Below are 19,401 nucleotides of genomic sequence, written 5' to 3' on the forward strand. Positions count from 1 at the left end.
GAAGGCCATCAATGTCCACCAGGCATCCTGTTCTCTTGCTCGTCAACCCCAACACGAACGGGTCAACCACCCGAATGATGAGGGATTTGGCCGCCGCAGAACTGTCCGAGACCGGACTGGAAGTTGTGGGCATGACGGCTCTTCAGGGGCCGAGGATGCTCGTAGGCCCGGAGGACTTGGCTGCTTCCGGAGAATACGTTCAAGCAGTGGTGCGAACCTACCTCGCCGGTCTCCATGGATCGGATGTGGCAGCCGTGATGGTGGCGGCCATGGGCGACCCCGGGCGCCGGGAGCTGGGCAACGAGCTGGGAATTCCCGTGGTCGGAATCGGGGAAGCCGCGATCTGGTCGGCATCCAAGAACGGGCGGAACTTTGGAATGGCCACCAGCACCCCGCTCTTGGTGGATTCCTTGTCCCGGCTGGTATCTGAACATGGGCGGGATGCCCAGTTCTGCGGTGTGCAGCTGACGGCCTCAGACCCGCTGGTGCTGGCAGCTGATCCGGAGAAGCAGTTTGTTGAACTCCGGGAAGCTGTATTGGCTTCGGTCGACGCTGGAGCCGAAGCGGTCATAACTGCGGGTGGCCCGCTCAGCGGCACCGCCCGCAGGCTCAGTGCCGAACAGGTCGCGGCCATCATTGAACCGATACCGAGCGCCTGTGAACTTGTCCTGGAAAGGCTGGCCCGCCGGTCTGCTTGAAGTTCAATGGCGCACCTGAAACATGGACCATGCAAATGCCATCTTGTCCAGGACACATGGTTGGAAAACCTGAAGAGTCGAGTGGAAGATTCTGAGGTGGAACAATTTCAACGCCAGCCACGTCCTGGCTGCCGTTCATGCGAAGTCCCACCACGACTAAGACAGGGAGCGCGGTGGGACCATCAAGTGCTCGGGCCTGTCCGGGGCGGCGCGGACTGGCCGCGCAGGCGGAGCGATTCCACGGAGACCAGGACAAGGCCAAGGTCCCGGATCTTGTTGAGCAGTCCGTGCAGCGCCGCCTGGTCGGAAATGAACCCGGCCAGATTCGTGGTGCCGTCGCTTTGCTGGTCCAGCGTGAGTTTGTCGAACCAGGCCGACCAGTGGTCGTCGAGGTGGCCCGCGACTTGAAGACGGTAGGCGGCGGGCGCCACCGGCCGGGGGAGCGTGTCATGAGGTTCAGGCCTCCGCCGTCGTTCCGCCTGGTCTGTGATGTCTCGCCCAGCGGGGACCTGCCCGGCCGCCGCGACGGATGAATTATTCCGCCACAGCCAGGTTGATGGCCCAGCCTGCCCCATCATGAGTGTGGTGGTCAGTCCGCTGGTACCAAAGAGGGCATTGCCGATCCTTTGGGTGAACACTTGCGTGGCGGCGCCTACTGCCAGCGCGTAGGCCCGTATCATCCACACCCGGTGTCGGGCCAAACCACCGTGCCTCATGACGGCGAAACCGAGCACGAGGCAGCGGGCCAGGCCTGAGCCGAAGGCGAGCTTGAACAGGTAGAGCAAGACTTCGGTGCCGGGCTGGGCGGTGTGGAAACGTGTCGACCACAGCGCCGAGAACGCCACGGCCAAACCCAAAATCACCACAGCCCGCCCTGACAGCCGGTGTCATTTCGGGTGGCGGTGACGAAAGCCCGGGGAGAATTGGACGGCGCCAAGGACGGCGCAGCTGATGGCGCTGGTGATGTGCACGATGACGGGAATCGGCGAGGCTGTCAGCTGCGGATTCGTGGGCATCAGGTGCGGGCCGCCGGACAGCTTCAGCAGCTGGAAGGAGCCTGCCATGGCGGGGAGTAGGATCGGCGCGATAAGTGCGAATGGCACCCACGTTCCTGTCGTGTCCGGCCAGGAAAGCGCCTCCGTGCTCATTTGGTGCCAGCCGGGTCAAGCGCCGTATCAGCTGCCTGCGTCATGGAAACAGCGGAAGAACTCCTCCGGCGCCACAATGAGTAGCCGAGCCCAATCAGGGCCACACCGGTCGGTAGGGCGAACAACCTCTCATTGACCATCGGCAGCAGCGGGATCGCCATGGTGGCGGCAGTGCCGGCGGCCAAGACGGCCGCAGCCCACCGGGCAAGGACGTTGGCGCGCAAGAGTGCGATCCCGAATAGGACGCCGCCTGCGATGTACGTCAAGCCCAAAGCCGTGTTGAGGGGCAGCAACAAGCCTATGTCGCCTGCTGGGTAGCCGCCGGTGGCTACGGCGAAAACGTCATTGACGTAGCCGGGCGCACTGCTCGCGATAGCGGGAATAACCACGGCCCCAATGACTTCCACGCTCATCATGATTAGGTAGCCGGCGCCGAAAACCAGATAGCCGAGGAGGCCAAGCACACCCGTCTTCTTCACGTGCGGCAGATACATTCCGGTGATACCGATGAGCGAGAGCACGGCCATCAAAATCTTCAAGGACTGCCTGATCGTGTACTCGGCGGTGGTGGCGAAGGTGGCATCCAGGTGCGGGTGGTTGATCTGGATGCCGATGAACAGCAGTCCTGCTGCGACGGCGCTGAGTCCGGCCGTGCGGATGAGCGTGGAGGTGGTGATGGACATGTCGACTCCTGGTTTCGCAGTGTCCGCGGCGGGGCGCCGGGGGATAACTCAAATGTAGGAAGCCGCAGGGTGAAACGGCATCACCCAATGATGTGAATGACGGGGTGAGATCCCTGACCCCAGAGGTTACAGGCGGAGTGAGAACAGGCCGCGTTCGCGTGCTTGGCGGACGGCGGCCCTGCGGTTGCCAACCTCGAGCTTGGTGAAGATGTGCTTCGTGTGGGAGCGCAGGGTGTTGTACGAGACGAATAGCGCGTCGGCGATCTCCGGACCGCTCAGCCCGCCGCCGAGGAGTCGCAGCACCTGCAGCTCCCGTTCGCTCAGCAGGCCGGCGGAAGACGTCGGCCCCTGGCCCGGCACTGAACCGTCGGCTACGGCTGTGGCCGAAGCTGCCAGACGGAGCAAGCGGAGGGTGTGCTCACCGGCGGGACCGGTGTCGTGCCCGGCGTCGTTGGTTACATCGCGCAGCAGTGCCGTCATGGGGACGCCCTCGTTAAGGAAGAGCCGCACCAACTCACCGGGTTCGGGTGCTTCTGCGAGCGTGAGCCACCATGCTTGTCGAGCCTGGGGCCGGTGTCCTTGCACCTCATGTAGCAGGGCCTGAAGCATGCGGATCTCCACCAGGCTTCCGGCACGTCCGGAAGCCCGGGCGGCGTCGAACAACCGGTCCAGCAAGTCACCGGCGGCCACGGCAATGTCAGAGCCGGGATGCGCCCGGTGCTGGGCGATATACAGGCGCACCAAAGTGAGGTGGTCGAACTCCCTCGGATAACTCGCCCTGTCAGTGACGGACACTCCCCGAGCGTGTGCCCAGTCCTCGGCATCGAGAAGCCTGCCCTGCGCGATCCAGATCCGTGCCGTCATGGCCGGGATTGGGCGTACTTCCGGAAAGAACCCGAGCCGGTAGAGCGGTTCCGCCTGCTCCAACAGCTCAACGGCCCGCTCCGGAGCCCCCTCAGCACGGGCGAGCAGCCCGCTTGCAACAAACCACCGGTAGCGGCTCTCAGTCGATGGGGTGCGTTCCTGCAAGGCGGCGACGGTCTCAAGGTGCAGCCGGGCGCCACCAAGATTTCCCGCCTCGCAGTCGATCTCGCTCAGCCCCACGTGCAGCTCAGCCGCCGCCCGGTCTGCGGTTCTACCCTGCCCCTGGGCTGTTTTTAGCGCGGGCAGCATGATCCTTCGGGCCTTGCCAGGGCGGCCTGCGGCAAGCCACAAGTCCGCGAGCACCACGGTGCTGCCCAGCTCGTCGACCAGGTTGCCGGCTTTATGCAGGCTTGCCACGGCCTGGGTGAACGTCGCCAGCGCCGCTGAAATCTCGCCCCGAGACCAAGCGGCGAGGCCCAGAAAACCGGACGCTGCACCCCGAACCAGGTGATCGCCCGGACCGGCAAGCGCCAGTGCGTGTTGCGCCTGCTTCATCGTCTCGGCTTCATCGCCTCGCGCCTGCGCCACGGAGGCACGGTAGATGGCGATGGTCGCCGGCAACGTCTGGAACTCTTCGATGTCGGACCAGGGGGAGGTGCCCCTGCTGTGCGCCAGCCATGGCGTGCTCGGCATCCCGGAGCCGGGGTTCAACGCTCTCGAGCTTGCCGGAAGCCATGAGACTGAATGCCTGGAAAACGCTGAGTACAGGACTGTGCCGAATGACGGCCTCGGGCAGTACCCTCAGCCAGCCCAGGAACAGGGCATCTTGCCGGTTGCGCCGGATCCGGGAAGCGGCCAGCTCCATGAGGTGCGCGGCGCGGTCAAGGTCCAGTGCGGCCAAAGCGTGTTCTATTGCGCCATGAGTCATGCCATGCTGTTCGTGCCAGCAACTGGCACGTTGATGCAGCAGCGGAACCTGCTCAGGCTGCTCGCTGCGCAGGCGTGCCCGAAGCACATCGGCAAAGAGGCGGTGGTAGCGATACCACTCTCGCCGGTCGTCCAGCGGGATGAGGAACAGGTTGGCGCGCTCCAAGGCCAAGAGCGTGCCGCTGCCATCGGCCCGGTAGGTCACGGCATCACACAGTGAACCGGTCAGCCGATCCAGAACTGATGACTGCAGAAGGAAACTGCGGACCTGCTCAGGTTGATGGGCCAGCACCTCCTCGAGGAGGTAGTCCAGGACGTACCTGTCATCCCCGTCGAACCGGGAGATGAAACTTGCAACGTCCGTGCGTCCCTGAAGCGAGAGCCCAGCGAGCTGAAGTGCGGCAATCCACCCTTCCGTTCGTTGAGAGAGGACTGTGATCTCCTCCGCGGTCAAATCCAGTCCCGGCACGGCCTTGAAGTAGTCAGCGGTCTCCTCGGTGGTGAAGCGGAGCTCCGCAGCACGGATTTCAACCAGTTCCCCACGCACGCGCCACTTGGAGAGAGGCAGCTCGGGGTCAGCACGGGTGCTGATGGCGACGTGCACGTGTGGCGGAAGGTGTTCCAGCAGGAAAGTCATGCCCTCGCCGACCTCGCGGCCATCGGCCAAATGGTAATCATCGAGCACCAGCCACACCTCATGCGTCACCGCGGCGAGCTCGTTCAGCACGGTGGTGAGTACTCGCTCCATTTGCAAGGGCGAAGCCGCCAGTTGGTCAAGCGACGACGGGTCAAGGCTTGGCACCACCGCTTGGAGTGCGGCCACGACGCACGTGAAAAATACCCCAGGATCACTGTCTGAGGACTCGAGCGAGAGCCACGCCACCCTACGGTCTTCGCCAGCTGTCTGGTGCAGCCACTGGGTCAGGAGAGTCGTCTTGCCGAACCCCGCCGGTGCGGAGAGCAGCGTCAGCCGTGATTCAGCTCCCTGGTGCAGCGGCCCACCAATCCTTGGGCGAGGAACGAAGCCGTGCTTCAGCGTGGGAATGAACAGCTTGCTTGCAATCACCTGAGGTGTCATGGATGTCCCATTCCTGCGCACACACTGCAGAGAATGGTGTGCACGTCACTGACACAAGTTTATCGCTCCCCAGCCCGCCCGCGGCACTGGATACTGAGCTCGGAAAGGGCAGCCGAACGATGCCTTCAAACTCAAGGTGGGAGTGGGTGCCGTGTTCAGCTTTGCCGCCGACTTTGCAGGGTGAATGCCATGCAGTGTGGATGCCATTCACGATGAGCTTCCCAACCCGGACTGATCGTAAAAAATCCAGATCTTGGTAGCTCAGGGCATGGTCAAAAAGACATCTGGCGCACAGCGCCCGCAAGTGGTTAACTAAGTGTGGAAAGTGACATCATGCACCGATATTACGGCGGAACCAGACGTCAGCGGCGATCCCCGATGGCGCAGGTGCCAGCCCGGGTTCTGATACAAAGCATGATTGTCGCCCTCGGACTGATCATGAGTGTCCTCGTCGCGGCAACACCAGCCCAAGCCACACCACTTTCAGGACATGATATTTCTTGGCCTCAATGTTCCCCCGCGGTTGGAGGGTACGGCTTGCCGATGCCACCCACTACAACACAATTTGTTGTTCTTGGTTTGACTCAGGGTCTGCCGTTTACAGAGAATCCGTGCTTGGGCAGCCAACTCACGTGGGTGCGGACTCACTCAAAAGTTGCCCATGCGTACGCCATGGCGGCCTTCCCCACCGCAGCGCAACTTCTGAACTACCGTTCGAAGGGTCCGTGGTCTGCAACTACCAGGGCCGGTCAACTATCCAATGTCGGTTATGCCGAGGCATCATCCGCCGTGGCCAGCATGGCCCGGAACCGTTTCCGCCCCGCCATGGTCTGGATCGACGTCGAACCACGCCCCGCCCAGCCATGGCCCACTGCGAGCGCTGCTGCGCAGCGTGAAAATCGTCACATTGTTGAAGGGATGATGCGGGCGCTGCGGGATGCTGGCTACTCCTACGGTTTGTACTCCTATGCCAGCGGTTGGCAGTCCATCACTGGTTCCTGGCACCTCCCGGGTGTGCCGGTCTGGGCCACCGCAGGTCGCCTGGACTACCCCACGGAGGCTCAAGACCGCTGCGTGCAGCCGAGTTTCTCCGGCGGTCGGGTCTACTTGTCCCAGTGGTATGACGATGTTCGCGACTACGACATCACGTGTTCAAACTATGCGATGTTGGCGCTTCCGATGCCGGGTTCGGTCTTGCCCGGCTCCACTGCGGATTTCAACGGTGACTGGAACAATGACGTTCTGGGCCGGGTGGCAACGACGAATGAGCTGCGCCTGTATCCGGGAACGGGCCGCGGCACGTTCGGGCAGGCTGCGACTATTGGAACGGGTTGGGGTGGTTTCAATGTGCTGGAGACGGTTGGCGATTTCTCCGGTGACGGCTATGGCGACGTGATCGCTCGGGTTCCAGCCACAGGCCTGTTGTGGCTCTACCGAGGCAATGGCAAGGGCGGATGGTTGCCTCCTCTTCAAATAGGGCACGGCTGGATCGGGTTCGACTCCCTTGTGGGGCCCGGAGACTTCAACGGTGATCAAAGGGTTGACGTGTTGGCGCGTGAAACGGCGACGGGAAGGCTGTGGCTGTACCCGGGCAATGGACGCAGCGGTTGGCTCCCTCCAGTTCTTGTGGGTGTCGGCTGGGGCATATTCAACACGTTGCTGGGACCCGGTGACTTCAACGGCGATGGGACGGTTGACATTTTGGCACGTGAACGCGCCACGGGCCTGTTGTGGCTGTATCCACGAAAGGTTGCGGGTGGTTGGAATTCGCGAGTACTCATAGGAAACGGCTGGAATTCCCTACCGTCACTGATGAGCCCCGGTGACTTCAACGGGGATGGGACAACAGATGTTCTGGGGTACGACTCCAATGGCGCACTCTGGCTGTACCCGCGCACTGCACAAGGAACGTGGGTTGCCCGAGTCCAGGTGGGGAACGGCTGGACTGCCATCAACACGGCTTTCTAGCTCCATCGGGTATGGCTCGAGACCAGTCTGCCCTGCTCATTCAGGGTCACTTCGAAGTGAGTGCGTCTTTGAGAGTCAGGCTGAGTCCGGGTGGAACATCGACCTCGACGGCGAGCGCCTGCAGGGCGCGGCTCAAGTAGTTGCGTGCGGATGCCGCGAGGGCGATGTCGACGATCTCGCGGTCAGTGAACCCTGCCTTCCTTAGCCGCAGACTGTCTGCGTCCGTCATCGACGACGAGTCCTTGCTGAGCTTCGTGGCGAAGTCCATCAGCGCAACGTCCGCTTCGCTGAGGGATGCGTCGTGGTAGTCGCGGACGATGCGCTCCAGCTGCTCCTCCTCGAATAGCTTCAGCGACTTGCGCCCGTGGGCGTGCCGGCACGACTGTGAGCCCACAGCGTCCGCGGCGGCCAGCGTCGCGAGCTCGAATCGGCGTTCGCCAAGCTGCGACACAATGGTGCGCATCAGCTGCTGGAAGGCACGGAAAGCCTCGGGATTGGCGGCCATCTTGCGGGTGTGGCTCGGCACGTAACCAAGGTCTTCCAACTCGGGGCCATACAGGTCGGCCACGCCATCGTCGGATTCGTCGGGGGTGTTGATGATGGACATGGAAGATCCTCCTTGCGTTCTCCCACAATTGTTTCACCATCCGGTTCCCGCCGGTAGGGCGAGTTGCTGCACTGAACAGTTGCTGCACTGAACAGTTGCTTCATTGAACTTGGGCAAGCCAGCAGGCATTCCAGGAATTGAGGCGGATGCCTCACGCCACGGTGCAGATTCCGGAACGATACTGGGGACATGAAAACTACACCACGACAATCAGTCACTGCAGCTGCAGCCGGCCCACGACTCGTCCAAGGGGCCGACGAACGATTCACCGGGTACGGGGTGATGGGAGTGCCCTACGCCAGCGGGCACTATCTAGTCCTTCGGGACATGCTGGCGAGCTCACTTGGTACGGCGTGCCGGTCGATCTGGCATCGAGATCCGACCGGACGGTGGACTACCTTCACGACAGCAGATCCGGCTGTTAGTTGTCCTCGCTACTTCGGCTCGGTGGCCGAGGTCGAACAAGTCCCCTCGATAGTGGTCAGCTGGCGGGACGATTGGAGGGTCCACGCCACCATGGGCACCCGCCTCTCGTGGCGGCTAGCTCTGAAGGCGACATCGGCGACCCGTGCCATGACGACGATGGGCGCCGTGATGCCGCAGCGTGCCTGGAACAGTGACGCTGTGCTGGGCTCGATGGGACCGATGGCGGGCGGTGTCCTGCGCTCCGGGCGGGTCCGGCTGCACGGACGCACCCCCAACGGCCAAGGCTTCAAAGCAGCGCCACTTCAAGTGTGGCGAGTCATTGACGGAGACGCCGAGTTGGACGGAACCAGTCTGGGTGCCCTGGGTCCGTTGGCCGAACAATCCCGGCTTGGCGACTTTTGGCTTCCCCAGCGGGGCCTGTTCTTCGTTGGCCAGGCACGGTTCACCGCCTCGGCGGCCACTGCGCCCGTGAATGGCTGAACGCGGAAACAAACTTCAACGGGGCCCTGGAAGTGTGGTCTGGACCCGGACGCTGCAGGAGAACTTTGATGAACTTCGAACTCCCAGTGGAGTTGCACGGGCGTAAAATGAATCATGACGAGTCCGGCGAAAAACGGCGGCGAAGATCATCCCCGCCGGGTCGAAGTACTGGCAGGGCTTTCCGTCGCGATCGATCTGGGCCTGGGCCAACCCGCTGAGCACATGCTTCGCTCGGCAACGATCGCCTGTCGGCTTGCCGACCGGCTCGGGTTGGATCGTGAGCAGCTGCGCACCGTCTACTACGCCACGTTGGTGATGTGGATCGGTTGCCACGCCGACTCCCAAGAGTACGCCCGCTGGTTCGGTGACGACATCGCGGTCCGGCGCGAATCCTATCTGGTCGACTGGTCCGGCCTGCCCTACATGTTTTTCCTGCTTGGCAATGTCGGCAAGGGTGAACCGCTGCCGCAGCGGCTGAAGGTGATGGGCACGCTCTTCCGGGACGCCCGCGGACAGCTGGCGAAACTGATTCATTCGCACTGCGCATCGGCGGCAGTCCTGGCTGCGCACATCGGCCTGTCACAGGAGGTTGCCAACGCACTCGCCTACACCTTCGAACGGTACGACGGCGAAGGGCTGCCGGTCGGTGCTTCAGGGGACATGATCCCCATCGAGATGAGGATCGCGCAGTTCGCCGACACGGCCGAGGTGCACCACCGGATGTACGGACTGGACGCGGTGACGGCGATGGCTCGCAGCAGGCGCGGAGGCCACTTCGACCCCGCCGTGGTCGACGCCGTGCTAGCCTCCCCTGAAGGGATCTTTGCCGCCTCTCCGCACGGGGATGTGTGGGAGGAAGCCCTCGGCCACGCGCCCGACCCGGAGGTGCGGATGAACAACGGCGACTTCGACCGGCTGGTCTGCGCGATCGGCGACTTCGTCGATCTCAAGTGCCCGTTCACGCTGGGCCACTCACGGGCAGTGGCGACACTCTCGGCGTCGGCCGGCAAGCAGCTGGGCCTGGGTGCCGCGGAGATCCGCACGCTCCAACAGGCGGGACATCTGCATGACCTCGGCAGGCTCGGGGTCTCCAACCAAGTGTGGTCCAAGCCCGGCGAGCTGAGTCCCTCGGAGTGGGAGCGGGTGCGGCTGCACCCCTACCTGACCGAGCGTGTTCTGGACCGGATCCCCGGGCTGGCCGATGTGCGCACCGTAGCCCGTGCGCACCATGAGCATCTCGACGGCACCGGGTACCAGCGCGGGGCCGTGGGTTCGATGCTCGGGCGCAGCGAGCGTATCCTCGCCGCAGCTGTGGCCTACCAGTCGGCGTTGGAGCCACGGCCGTACCGCGAAGCGATGAACCCCGAGCAGGCGAAGAAGCGGTTGCTGGGCCGGAGTGCGTCCGGGTTGCTCGATCCCGATTGTGTGGAAGCGATCCTCAGCGTCGCTGGGCACCGCACGCCCACGCCCAGGCTCCGGCTCCGGCGAGATGACCTGCTTACCTCACGCGAACGCGAGGTCCTGGGACTGGTCTCCCGCGGATACTCCAACCGCGAGATCGCCCGCCGGTTGTTCCTGAGTGAAAAAACCGTCCGCAACCACGTTGAACGAACCTACACGAAGGTCGGGGCGAGCAACCGGGTCGGAGCGAGCCTCTATGCGCTCCAGCACGGCTTGGCCGCGCCGCTGAACGAAGCGGACGCGGGATTCTGAAGATCACCATCTGTCAGCCAACGCCCGGGATTCCCCCAGCTGTGCCACTGGCTGGCAGGGTCGCCAGACGCGAGAGGTCCAGCCGATTCGAGGTTCCCGTTTTACGCAACAGGTTGGAGATGTGTGAGCTCACCGTTTTCTCGCTGATCACCAGGGCCCGTGCAATTTCACTATAGGTTCGTCCGGCGACAACGTAGTGAAGAATTTCCCGTTCCCGCGGTGTGAGTCCCGGCAGCTCGGCGTGGGCGCCCTGTGGTGTCCCTGCAGCCGGAAGGGTGATGTTGATCCGGGCCCGGGCAGCAAATGCAACCAGCTGCGTCCGAATGGACTCGGCATGAAGGTCCTCGGCGAGCACCAGGCCGCGCCGCAGGAAGGACTTGGCCTGCTCGCGTTGGCCGTGTCCGTGCAACAGCAGCGATGCCACGGTCCGCCAGCAGGAGTAGGCCTCTTCCCACGGAAGCGTGGCTGCTCGGCAGGCGTCGGCGGCGCAGGTCCAGTCCTTGGCATTGTTGGCGCTGTTGCGGGCGCGGCCCACCTCGGCGATGTAGAGCTGGTTGAAGGCTGTAACCTGCAGGTCATATAATTCGGTGCCGTCGCCAGGTTCCCGGAGTGCGGCCGGAAAGCGACGCACGAGCTCGTCAACGAGTACCATGATGCCGTCCGCGGGGGCGGAAGCATCGTGGGCATGCTGGATGCGGTCGGCGAGGGATCGGGCCGCAAGGGGAATGAGCCATTCGCACATGGTCGGCTTCATGCCAGTGGCGGTGGCGCCATTCATGGCGGCAGCGTAGGCGGCCTCGGGGTTTCCGGCCCCCAGCCAGACCTCGGCGCGGATGGCATCGAAGTTCATATTGATGAAGTCGGAAGTATGTGCGTAGAGCTCTTCCGCCCGGGCAAGGTGCGCCTGAGCCTCCACCTGACGGCCCTGCCAGAGGGCTAGACGCGCGGCCGACAACCGGGCGGCAACATCGCCGATGGTGCCGGGGTCCGATCCCAGTGCCACTCGCAGGGCCTGCTCACATCCTCGCCAGCGGCCGATGGCCAAATAGCTGTCCCCCTCTTGTGCGGCGATTTTCGCGATATAGACGTGCGGCGCCCCGACCGTCGCCAGCTGTTGCCGCGCCTTGTGCATGAGGTTGGCGAACTGCTCGCTGGTCCACGTCTCGGTGGCATTGGCATGCCACATCGCGGCGTGGACAAAGGCCCAAAAGTCCCGAGCCTGCGCAGCGGCCGCCATGGCCTCGAGCCCCCAAGCCAGGGCCGACAGTGAGTTGCCTTTGATCACCGAGGCCATGACATTTGCCGTGAGTGCGTAAGAAAGTGCGCGGGGGTTGCCAGCAGCGCGGGCAATGGTGAGCGCTCGGGTTGCGTGGCTTCCGGCGTCGGGCTTGTCTTTCCACAGCTCGACGTGGGCAAGTTCAGCCAGTGCCAGTGCATATTGCCAGCTGGACTGGTCTGCGCTGGCGTGCCGGAGGGCCTCGCGCATGTCTTCGACGGTCATAAAGGACCGTCCCGTGGAAAAGAGCAGGTGCGTCCGGCGCACCAGCAGTTCGGCTGCATCCAATGGCTGGGCGCCGACGTCGATCCTTGCCAGCAGTTCCTGTACCGCGGTCAGTTCCTCCTCCAGTGCCCCAGTCGTCTCTGCGGCAGCGCGCAGCCTGGACCACAACTCCAGCTCGCTTTCATGCGCCTCTGGCACAGCTTTACGAAGAGCGACGGCGCGGCGGAGCAGGCGCAGCATCTCTGCCGCACCTCCGGCATCCCCCGCAGCAGTGGAAGCGCGCAGGGCCCACCGGTAAGCATCGGCTGTGTGACCTGCGCTGTAATAGTGATCCGCCAGCGCCACCAGTGACTCAAAGTTCGGTGTATTCTCAGCGTTGATCTGGTCCTGCTGGTGGGCGGCGAAGGCTGCGTGCCAGCTTTGCCGCCCGTCCGCGTCCTGCTCCTGCTCGAGGATCTCGACGATCAGCGGATGGTGAAACCACCAGTGCGTTCCGTCCGCGCCGCACTCCGCGATACCCGCATCGGCTGCCTCTTTCAGGAGCGCGAGGACGTTCTCCTGGCTTCTTTGTGGATGTGCGACGGCGGCGAGATCCTGAGCGCGTAGTGGCCGGCCACCAACAGCCATGAGCGCGGTGAGCTGCCGGGCTTCGGGGGAGAGGCTACGCCAGGACCGCAGCTCTCAGGTCCAGGGGCAGCTTCGGAGGCAGGTGCCGGGCCTCCGGAGGAATGCCCGAAACCAGCAGGCGGTTCAGGTAGGCGTTTCCTGCGGTGTGGGTGAAGATCTCCTGCAGCAAGGTCTGGTGCGGGGGAGCGCCCAGTAGATGTGAGACTTGGGCTCCGGTGTCCAAGCGGTCCAAAGGTCCCAGTGCCATCCAATGGATTCGAGGCATGCGCCGGATGTCGGCGAGCCAGCGCTGCAATGGGTGGCCCTCGCCGACTTCGCCACTGCGCAAGGTGGCGACGATGCCCAGGCGCCGTTCGGGTGGCCCGGCGATGAGGTACATCAGTACATCCAGGGTGCTCTGGTCCGCCCATTGCAGATCGTCAATCACCAGCACCACCGGCCGGAGCAAGCAGAGCTCGTCCAGCCAGTCGTCAATCCTGCCCGGCACGTCATGGGACGCCTCACCGGCAGTTCTCAGCGTGGGGTAAGCAACGCCGTCGAACTGTGGGGCCCGGCGAAATGCCGATCGGAGGGCCAAGAACGGGACCGTCATTGACGCCAACGGCAGACAAGCCCCGGCGAGAACCCAGGCCGGGGAGTGAAGGGAAGCGCAGGCGCGTTGCACGAGTGCCGTCTTTCCGACGCCGGGGTCCCCGGAGACCACCAGCGTTCCTGCCGTCCCGGTGCAGACGCTGGCCAGAAAGGCGCCTGCTGCAGCCAGTTCCGTCGCCCGCCCCACGAGGTCGGGATCAATCGCCTCCACGTTTTGGCTCACTTTACAAGTTTCCCACAGCTGTGCCAGAAGGGAGGGAATCTGAGGGCTTTTGTTGGATTTCTGAGGGGGAAGCCCCGATGCGTCGAGGGCGGTCCGGGGAGGACTGTAGAGGTATCGCAAAAGACACTCAATGAAAGGCAAGACCATGAATGCAACACATCGGGCATTGCGTCCGGCGAGCATTGCAGTCGCAGCCCTGCTGATGTCCCTCACCGTCCCAGCCACGGCAAATGCTCGCCAGGATCCCGGAACACTGGAAGGCACGGTGACGGTTGTAACCAACCAACACTGCAAGCAGACCAGGATCGGAACTCAATTTGTCCGCTGCGACGCTCTCACCGGCGCAGGGGCCGCTGCCCCGTCTTGGGTCCCGGAGAGCTAAGCAATCCGACGCCCGTCCGGCGGGGCGCGCCAAGGCCGCCGCCGGACGGACGAGGGTTTGAATGCCGTGGAAAGTCGCTCCCGGGCCAGTCGCATTTACGGCGCCGCGACCTCCGCCCCACAGGGAAACGGAAACTTTTTCGTCCGGCTGGGGAGGCCACCGGACGGCTGTCATGCGCGGGGATGTGTAAGTGCGGTCAGCGTGTCGGTGATGAGCGACCGGTGCGCGGAGGCAGACCAGCCGTGGGTCCTGCGAAGGTGCACGATGGTGTCTGCGCAGAGCAGCACATCAGTGAGGATAGCGAGGCGTTCAGGGTTGAAGTCCTCCGTGATGAGGCCATCGGCGGCAGCATCGTCCCAGAACGACCTGCACAGCCCGCTGGTGGCGCGGCGTCCGGCCTGGGCGGCTTCGGCGAGCTCCCGTTCGAGACCCTCAGCCTGGGCGGCCACTTCGAACAGAGCCCCTGCACGGCCCGCGATGCCCACTGAGAGGTCGGCGAAGCTCGCAATCCGTTCGGCCAAGGTATCGGCTGTCATCGCGTCGTGCGTCCGGGCGCGGTGGGCGAGATCGATTGGCTCTGCGTCTCCCACGAGGGCGTGGTCCACCACACGCTTGAAAAGGGCTGCTTTCGTCCCGAAACGGATGTAGACGGTGCGGGCAGCGACTCCGGCGTGCTCGGCGATCTGCGCAAGAGTGGTGGCAACGTAACCCTGATCGAGAAAAAGCGCACCGGCGGCCTCGATGAGCCGGGCCTCGGTCCGGGCCACCCGCATGGCTCTCAGGTCTGGAGTGGGCTGGGATTGCCGCTTGACGTTTTCACTCATAAGTTGCAGTATAACTGTATAGATGCAGTTGAACTGTAGTTAGAGAGGTTTTGCGATGATTCCGACACTATCCGGGGTGCACCACCTCAAGCTGCCCGTCTCAGATTTGGACCAGTCCATCCGTTGGTACGGCTCTCGGCTCGGCTATCACGTTGTCATCGAGTTCCGCGAACACGGCCGACTCACTGGCGTCGCAATGGCGCATCCCGACGGCGGGCCCGACTTCGCGCTGAACCTGAAGCCGGACCGGGCGCTTGCGTCGGCAGGATTCGACTACTTCTCGATAGGAGTGCCAGACCGGGAAAGGATCGAGGCATTGGCGACCCACCTCAGCAGCCTTGGTGAAAAACATGCCGGGGTTCACTTCGCCACGATCGGATGGATCCTGCCGATGCTGCACGACCCCGACGGCCACGAGATTCGCTTCTACTCGATGGAATCCCACACCGAGATCGACACGGCTTCGCCATTGGTCATCGACGACGCCGTTGCGAGCGCCCAGGCCAATGAGAAGCTGTGGCGTGCCGATCTGGCCGCGTCCCAAAGCCCAAGGCGTGGGACGCCGTGAACGGCACGGCACAGCTCGTCGTTCCCTCGGCGGCTGCTGAACCCGGTTATGGCTGCAGGAGCACCTTGATGGCGCGCCGTTCGTCCATGGCTTTGTAAGCCTCGGCTGCCTCGTGCAGGGGCAGCGTGAGGTCGAAGACTTTTCCAGGGTTGATTTTGCGATCCCAAATCAGCGCGATGAGTTCGGGAAGGAAGCGACGCACGGGCGCCGGCCCACCGTGCAGGTGGATCGTTGCGGAAAACAGTTCCTTGCCGGGAAGCTCAACGTCATGTGAGACGCCGACAAAGCCGACGTGACCGCCAGGGCGGGCAGAGCGCATGGCCTGCAACATGGACTCTTGGGTGCCAACGGCCTCGATCACCGAGTGGGCTCCGAGACCGCCGGTGAGTTCCTTGATTTTCGCAACGCCCGCTTCCCCGCGTTCTGCGACAATGTCGGTGGCACCGAACTCGCGTGCCAGCGACTGCCGGTCGGCGTGGCGCGACATCGCGATGATCCGTTCGGCGCCAAGCTGCTTGGCGGACAGGATTCCCAGGAGGCCAACGGCCCCGTCTCCAACAACGGCGACAGTTTTGCCTGGTCCAACCTCGGCGGCGACGGCCGCGAACCAGCCGGTGCCCAAAACATCCGAGGCCGCCAACAAGGACGGGATCAAGTCCGCATCGGGCATCCCGGGCGTCGCCACGAGGGTGCCGTCGGCGTGCGGGATGCGAGCAAATTCGGCCTGGGTACCGATGCCTCCCATGGGATAAACATGGACGCAGCGGGACTGGTATCCAGCCTGGCAGATTTCACACGTGTTGTCCGAAGCCATGAAGGAGCCCACCACGAAGTCGCCGGGCTTGACGGTTTTGACGTCGGGGCCAATTTCTTCGACCACACCGACGTATTCGTGGCCCATGGGCGCGTCCGCTGCCTCATCTGCACCCCTGTAGGGCCAGAGGTCGGACCCGCACACGCACGACGCCGTGACGCGGATGATCGCATCGGTGGGTTCGATGATGGTGGGGTGCTCTCGTTCGGCGACGCGCACATCGCCGGGGGCGTGCATGATGACTCCGCGCATGGTGGGTCTGCTCCTTGCAGTAGATTTTTTCTGTCAGGACAAGAACACTACCCCCCTGGGCTCTTGTCCTCTTGTCCTCGTGGCCTCACCGGGGGAGACGCTGCGGGCATTGACCCGCAGCGTGTCCGTCAGGCTGTCCGGCGTCTACACGCTGTGGACGTGGGGCCCGGGCTCGTGGGGCACTTCACCGATGGCGTTGAGCGCGAGCGTGGAGTGGGCATACGCGCCGCCGGCCCGCATTTCTGCCGCCACCCAGATGGCCTCCATGATCTGCTCGGCGCTTGCCCCCTTCCGTTTGGCCATCTTGCTGTGCCCGGTGATGCAGTAGGGGCACTGAGTCACGTGTGCCACCGCGACGGCGATCAGCTGCTTGGTCCGTTCGTCCAGGGCCCCTTCGGCGAAGACCGCCTTGGAGAAGTTCTCGAAAGCCTCTGTGGCACTCGGCGAAAGCTCTTTGCGGCGTTGTGCCACCTCTGGAGTTGCTTGGGGGTAGAGATCCTCTGACATCGGTTCATCCTTTCCTTTGCGCGGACGCCACAGCAGTGAGACGTCCATTTCCCATCTTACGAAGTTCGTTGTCACCGGCAAGTTAAACTGGCGGCTCCCGGCAAATTGCTTTGCCCGCCGGCTATTGATGCATCGTCAGTCATTGATGCCGCCGACCAGCAGCTCTACCAATCCCTCCTTGAATTTCACGTTTCCCCCATGGGCAGGGTGCCGCACCTTGGGTGCCGATCCGCCACCGAGAACGATGCTGCGTTGCGCGACGTTGCCCACGGCGACGATGGACTTGATGGCGAACAGCTCCGCCAGGGCCTGCCAGTGCAAACGGCCGGCGGCACACTGGGCCGCAGTGGGGGCGCGATTGGTCAACGGCAGGCCCGCGCGGTGCGGGTGGAAGGGGTAAGCGCTCCAGAGCAGCGGAAGGAAGTCCAAGTCCGTCAGCGTCCGCCACATCACGGCTGCGGTTGGCTCGTTCATGATGGTGGGCAGGTCCGACGGAGCCGCGTAGCCCTCATCCGGCCCGAAGAGGCCGAAGCAGCTGGAACCGTTCCCGAGCAGGAACCTGCGGTCGGTGAAAGGCACGCCGGTGATGCGCATGCCCCGGTAGCCGGGAGCCTCGCCCAGGAGCAGCACCTTGGGCTCGCGGTCCGCCATCTTGCGCAGGTACTTTTCCAGGTTCAGCCGTCGCAGGGCGTTGTTGTCCCCGGCACCGTCAAACGGGTTGAAGCTATTCGGCCCGGGATTGGCGGCGGCCAGCTGCTCGATGAAGGATTCAATGGAGCTGGAGTTCACACCCAGGGTCTCACCCGCGTCCCCGGCCCGTGCGGTAGCGGCGGATGAGTTCGGTGGTGGAGCCGTCGTGGTCCATGGACGCCACGTGCTCCGCGGTGAGTTCCCCGGCGATGGTGTCCGCGAGCAGCTTGCCCAGTTCCACGCCCCACTGGTCAAAGGAGTCCACATCCCACACCACGCCTTCGGTGAAGACCTTGTGCTCGTACAGCGCAATCAGCGTGCCCAGGCTACGCGGGTCCAGCCGGTCAAGCAGCAGCGTGGTGGTGGGCTGGTTTCCTTTGCAGACGCGGTGCGGGATTTGTTCCTCGGGCGAGCCGGCGTCGCGCAGTTCCTGCTCGGAACGGCCAAAGGCCAGCCCCTCGGTTTGGGCGAACACGCTGGCGTTCAGCAGATCGTGCTGGTGCTCCAAATGGCTAAAGGGTTCGACGACGGCGATGAAGTCGCACGGGATCAGCTTGGTTCCCTGGTGGAGGAGTTGGTAGAACGCGTGCTGGCCATTGGTGCCCGGCTGGCCCCAAATGATCTGGCCGGTCTGGTAGTCCACCTGTGCACCGTCGAGGGTGACGTGCTTGCCGTTGCTTTCCATCTCCAGCTGCTGCAGGTACGCCGGCAGGTGGGAAAGGTAGTTGCTGTAGGGGAGCACGGCCTGGGATTGTGCACCCATAAAATTGTTGTACCAGACGGAGATCAGTCCCATCAGCGCCGGAATATTGCGTTCCAGCGGCGTGGTGCGGAAGTGCTCGTCAACGTCGTGGAAACCACCCAGCATCTCGGTGAAGTTCTCCGGCCCGATCCCCACCATCAGGGAGAGCCCGACGGCGGAATCCACCGAGTACCGTCCGCCCACCCAATCCCAGAAGCCGAACATGTTCGCCGAATCGATGCCAAACTCCGTGACGCCTTCGGTGTTGGTGGACACAGCTACGAAGTGCCGGGCGACGGCGGAGGCGTCGCCGTCGAACGCGGCCAGCGTCCACTCGCGCGCGGTGGCGGCATTGGTGAGCGTCTCCAAGGTGCGCCAACTCTTTGAACTGACAATGAACAGTGTCTCGGCCGGGTCCAGGCCGTGGGTCGTTTCGGCAAATTCGGCACCGTCAATGTTGGAAACGAACTCCAGCCGCAGGTCCCGGTCGGTGAACGGGTGCAGTGCCTGGTATGCCATCCGGGGGCCCAGGTCCGAGCCGCCGATGCCGATGTTGATGACGTTGCGGATTCGTTGGCCGGTGTGGCCCTTCCACTGCCCGCTGCGAACTGCGGTGGCGAAACCTGCCATCTTCTCCAGCACCTCGTGGACCTCGGGCACCACATCGTGGCCGTCCAACTCGATAGTTGTTTGGCGCGAGGCACGCAAGGCGGTGTGCAGCACGGCGCGGTCTTCTGAGACGTTGATCTTTTCGCCGCTGAACATGGCGTCAATCTTTTCCTTCAGGCCGCACTGTTCCGCCAGCTCCGCCAGCAGTGCCAGCGTTTCGGCGTTGATGCGGTTTTTGGCGAAGTCGGCGTACATCCCGAGGTCCTCGACGGCGAACGCGGAGGCGCGTTCCGGGTCGGAGTCAAAGAGTACGCGCAGCGTTGTCTCGCCCATCCGGTCGGCATGCTCCTCCAGCTTCCGCCACGCTGGAAGGTCCTTGCGGCTCCGCGGCTCGGCGCGTGATGCTGCGGGGCTGCCGTGCGTGCCGTTGTCCGGGGCTGGTGTCGACATCGTTTTGCTCCTGATGATAGGGGGGTGTG

19 protein-coding genes are annotated in these 19,401 nt (G+C 63.8%); 6 read left to right on the plus strand and 13 right to left on the minus strand.

All coding sequences use genetic code 11. The features are described 5' to 3' along the window. Nucleotides 1–11: 11 nt before the first annotated feature. Entirely contained in the window at nucleotides 12–698 is a 687-nt protein-coding gene (locus QMG25_RS09875; RefSeq protein WP_283459792.1) for an aspartate/glutamate racemase family protein, read from the plus strand. Nucleotides 699–880: 182 nt separating this feature from the next. Here the strand turns inward: QMG25_RS09875 and QMG25_RS09880 are convergent, their stop codons facing one another. The 5 genes from QMG25_RS09880 to QMG25_RS09900 all read right to left on the minus strand — a co-directional run bounded on the left by QMG25_RS09880 (nucleotide 881) and on the right by QMG25_RS09900 (nucleotide 5,398). Then, nucleotides 881–1,579, minus strand: coding sequence for a DUF8691 family protein (locus tag QMG25_RS09880; protein ID WP_283459930.1), 699 nt, complete (start codon nucleotides 1,577–1,579; stop codon nucleotides 881–883). Between the two features lie 6 nt (nucleotides 1,580–1,585). Further along, the gene (locus QMG25_RS09885) at nucleotides 1,586–1,801 is read right to left on the minus strand and encodes a hypothetical protein (RefSeq protein WP_283459793.1); all 216 of its coding nucleotides are present in this window, start codon (nucleotides 1,799–1,801) and stop codon (nucleotides 1,586–1,588) included. 41 nt (nucleotides 1,802–1,842) lie between these two features. After that, a complete protein-coding gene (locus QMG25_RS09890; RefSeq protein WP_283459795.1) occupies nucleotides 1,843–2,529 on the minus strand; it encodes a hypothetical protein in 687 nt (228 codons plus the stop codon). A 126-nt stretch (nucleotides 2,530–2,655) separates the two neighbouring features. Continuing rightward, nucleotides 2,656–3,981 carry a LuxR C-terminal-related transcriptional regulator gene (locus QMG25_RS09895; RefSeq protein WP_283459797.1) on the minus strand — a complete coding sequence of 442 codons (1,326 nt, stop codon included), beginning with the start codon at nucleotides 3,979–3,981 and terminating at the stop codon, nucleotides 2,656–2,658. After that, on the minus strand, nucleotides 3,959–5,398 hold the full coding sequence (locus QMG25_RS09900; RefSeq protein WP_283459799.1) for a winged helix-turn-helix domain-containing protein: 1,440 nt from the start codon (nucleotides 5,396–5,398) through the stop codon (nucleotides 3,959–3,961). Before QMG25_RS09900 ends, QMG25_RS09895 begins: the two co-directional genes overlap by 23 nt. Nucleotides 5,399–6,034: 636 nt before the next feature. Between QMG25_RS09900 and QMG25_RS09905 the strand changes: the two genes are divergently transcribed. Then, entirely contained in the window at nucleotides 6,035–7,366 is a 1,332-nt protein-coding gene (locus tag QMG25_RS09905; protein WP_283459800.1) for an FG-GAP-like repeat-containing protein, read from the plus strand. 46 nt (nucleotides 7,367–7,412) lie between these two features. On the opposite strand, the gene QMG25_RS09910 is transcribed toward QMG25_RS09905, so the two are convergent. Continuing rightward, on the minus strand, nucleotides 7,413–7,973 hold the full coding sequence (locus tag QMG25_RS09910) for a carboxymuconolactone decarboxylase family protein (protein ID WP_283459802.1): 561 nt from the start codon (nucleotides 7,971–7,973) through the stop codon (nucleotides 7,413–7,415). A 189-nt stretch (nucleotides 7,974–8,162) separates the two neighbouring features. Between QMG25_RS09910 and QMG25_RS09915 the strand changes: the two genes are divergently transcribed. Further along, nucleotides 8,163–8,879 carry a hypothetical protein gene (locus tag QMG25_RS09915; RefSeq protein WP_283459805.1) on the plus strand — a complete coding sequence of 239 codons (717 nt, stop codon included), beginning with the start codon at nucleotides 8,163–8,165 and terminating at the stop codon, nucleotides 8,877–8,879. Between the two features lie 114 nt (nucleotides 8,880–8,993). Continuing rightward, nucleotides 8,994–10,592, plus strand: a complete 1,599-nt coding sequence (locus tag QMG25_RS09920; RefSeq protein ID WP_283459808.1) for an HD domain-containing phosphohydrolase — start codon at nucleotides 8,994–8,996, stop codon at nucleotides 10,590–10,592. Nucleotides 10,593–10,605: 13 nt separating this feature from the next. Here QMG25_RS09920 and QMG25_RS09925 read toward each other — a convergent pair whose 3' ends face one another. Next, nucleotides 10,606–12,720: a LuxR C-terminal-related transcriptional regulator gene (locus QMG25_RS09925; RefSeq protein ID WP_283459810.1), complete on the minus strand. Its 2,115-nt coding sequence runs from the start codon at nucleotides 12,718–12,720 to the stop codon at nucleotides 10,606–10,608. Nucleotides 12,721–12,754: 34 nt separating this feature from the next. Further along, the gene (locus QMG25_RS09930) at nucleotides 12,755–13,534 is read right to left on the minus strand and encodes an AAA family ATPase (RefSeq protein ID WP_283459812.1); all 780 of its coding nucleotides are present in this window, start codon (nucleotides 13,532–13,534) and stop codon (nucleotides 12,755–12,757) included. 145 nt (nucleotides 13,535–13,679) lie between these two features. Here QMG25_RS09930 and QMG25_RS09935 point away from each other — a divergent pair, with 145 nt between their 5' ends. Continuing rightward, entirely contained in the window at nucleotides 13,680–13,916 is a 237-nt protein-coding gene (locus QMG25_RS09935; protein WP_283459814.1) for a hypothetical protein, read from the plus strand. A 170-nt stretch (nucleotides 13,917–14,086) separates the two neighbouring features. Here the strand turns inward: QMG25_RS09935 and QMG25_RS09940 are convergent, their stop codons facing one another. Continuing rightward, complete coding sequence (locus QMG25_RS09940) at nucleotides 14,087–14,740, minus strand: TetR/AcrR family transcriptional regulator (RefSeq protein WP_283459816.1); 654 nt, start codon at nucleotides 14,738–14,740, stop codon at nucleotides 14,087–14,089. Nucleotides 14,741–14,795: 55 nt separating this feature from the next. Here QMG25_RS09940 and QMG25_RS09945 point away from each other — a divergent pair, with 55 nt between their 5' ends. Continuing rightward, on the plus strand, nucleotides 14,796–15,308 hold the full coding sequence (locus QMG25_RS09945) for a VOC family protein (protein ID WP_283459818.1): 513 nt from the start codon (nucleotides 14,796–14,798) through the stop codon (nucleotides 15,306–15,308). 46 nt (nucleotides 15,309–15,354) lie between these two features. On the opposite strand, the gene QMG25_RS09950 is transcribed toward QMG25_RS09945, so the two are convergent. From QMG25_RS09950 to pgi, 4 genes are all read right to left on the minus strand, one after another. Then, nucleotides 15,355–16,374, minus strand: a complete 1,020-nt coding sequence (locus QMG25_RS09950; protein WP_283459820.1) for a zinc-dependent alcohol dehydrogenase family protein — start codon at nucleotides 16,372–16,374, stop codon at nucleotides 15,355–15,357. A gap of 144 nt (nucleotides 16,375–16,518) precedes the next feature. After that, nucleotides 16,519–16,881, minus strand: a complete 363-nt coding sequence (locus QMG25_RS09955) for a carboxymuconolactone decarboxylase family protein (RefSeq protein ID WP_283459821.1) — start codon at nucleotides 16,879–16,881, stop codon at nucleotides 16,519–16,521. Nucleotides 16,882–17,016: 135 nt separating this feature from the next. Beyond that, nucleotides 17,017–17,670, minus strand: coding sequence for a uracil-DNA glycosylase family protein (locus tag QMG25_RS09960; protein WP_283459823.1), 654 nt, complete (start codon nucleotides 17,668–17,670; stop codon nucleotides 17,017–17,019). Nucleotides 17,671–17,680: 10 nt separating this feature from the next. Beyond that, complete coding sequence (gene pgi / locus QMG25_RS09965) at nucleotides 17,681–19,372, minus strand: glucose-6-phosphate isomerase (protein WP_283459825.1); 1,692 nt, start codon at nucleotides 19,370–19,372, stop codon at nucleotides 17,681–17,683. Nucleotides 19,373–19,401: the final 29 nt, after the last annotated feature.

Source organism: Arthrobacter sp. H35-D1 (genome assembly GCF_030063185.1).
Lineage (GTDB): Bacteria > Actinomycetota > Actinomycetes > Actinomycetales > Micrococcaceae > Specibacter.

What these genes read in the sequence shown, in the direction of transcription:
- QMG25_RS09910 (WP_283459802.1), bottom strand. Translation starts at nt 7,973, where the DNA reads ATGTCCATCATCAACACCCCCGACGAATCCGACGATGGCGTGGCCGAC.
- QMG25_RS09875 (WP_283459792.1), top strand. Translation starts at nt 12, where the DNA reads ATGTCCACCAGGCATCCTGTTCTCTTGCTCGTCAACCCCAACACGAAC.
- QMG25_RS09890 (WP_283459795.1), bottom strand. Translation starts at nt 2,529, where the DNA reads ATGTCCATCACCACCTCCACGCTCATCCGCACGGCCGGACTCAGCGCC.
- QMG25_RS09950 (WP_283459820.1), bottom strand. Translation starts at nt 16,374, where the DNA reads ATGCGCGGAGTCATCATGCACGCCCCCGGCGATGTGCGCGTCGCCGAA.
- QMG25_RS09945 (WP_283459818.1), top strand. Translation starts at nt 14,796, where the DNA reads ATGATTCCGACACTATCCGGGGTGCACCACCTCAAGCTGCCCGTCTCA.
- QMG25_RS09900 (WP_283459799.1), bottom strand. Translation starts at nt 5,398, where the DNA reads ATGACACCTCAGGTGATTGCAAGCAAGCTGTTCATTCCCACGCTGAAG.
- QMG25_RS09915 (WP_283459805.1), top strand. Translation starts at nt 8,163, where the DNA reads ATGAAAACTACACCACGACAATCAGTCACTGCAGCTGCAGCCGGCCCA.
- QMG25_RS09935 (WP_283459814.1), top strand. Translation starts at nt 13,680, where the DNA reads ATGAATGCAACACATCGGGCATTGCGTCCGGCGAGCATTGCAGTCGCA.
- QMG25_RS09925 (WP_283459810.1), bottom strand. Translation starts at nt 12,720, where the DNA reads ATGGCTGTTGGTGGCCGGCCACTACGCGCTCAGGATCTCGCCGCCGTC.
- QMG25_RS09920 (WP_283459808.1), top strand. Translation starts at nt 8,994, where the DNA reads ATGACGAGTCCGGCGAAAAACGGCGGCGAAGATCATCCCCGCCGGGTC.
- QMG25_RS09955 (WP_283459821.1), bottom strand. Translation starts at nt 16,881, where the DNA reads ATGTCAGAGGATCTCTACCCCCAAGCAACTCCAGAGGTGGCACAACGC.
- QMG25_RS09940 (WP_283459816.1), bottom strand. Translation starts at nt 14,740, where the DNA reads ATGAGTGAAAACGTCAAGCGGCAATCCCAGCCCACTCCAGACCTGAGA.
- pgi (WP_283459825.1), bottom strand. Translation starts at nt 19,372, where the DNA reads ATGTCGACACCAGCCCCGGACAACGGCACGCACGGCAGCCCCGCAGCA.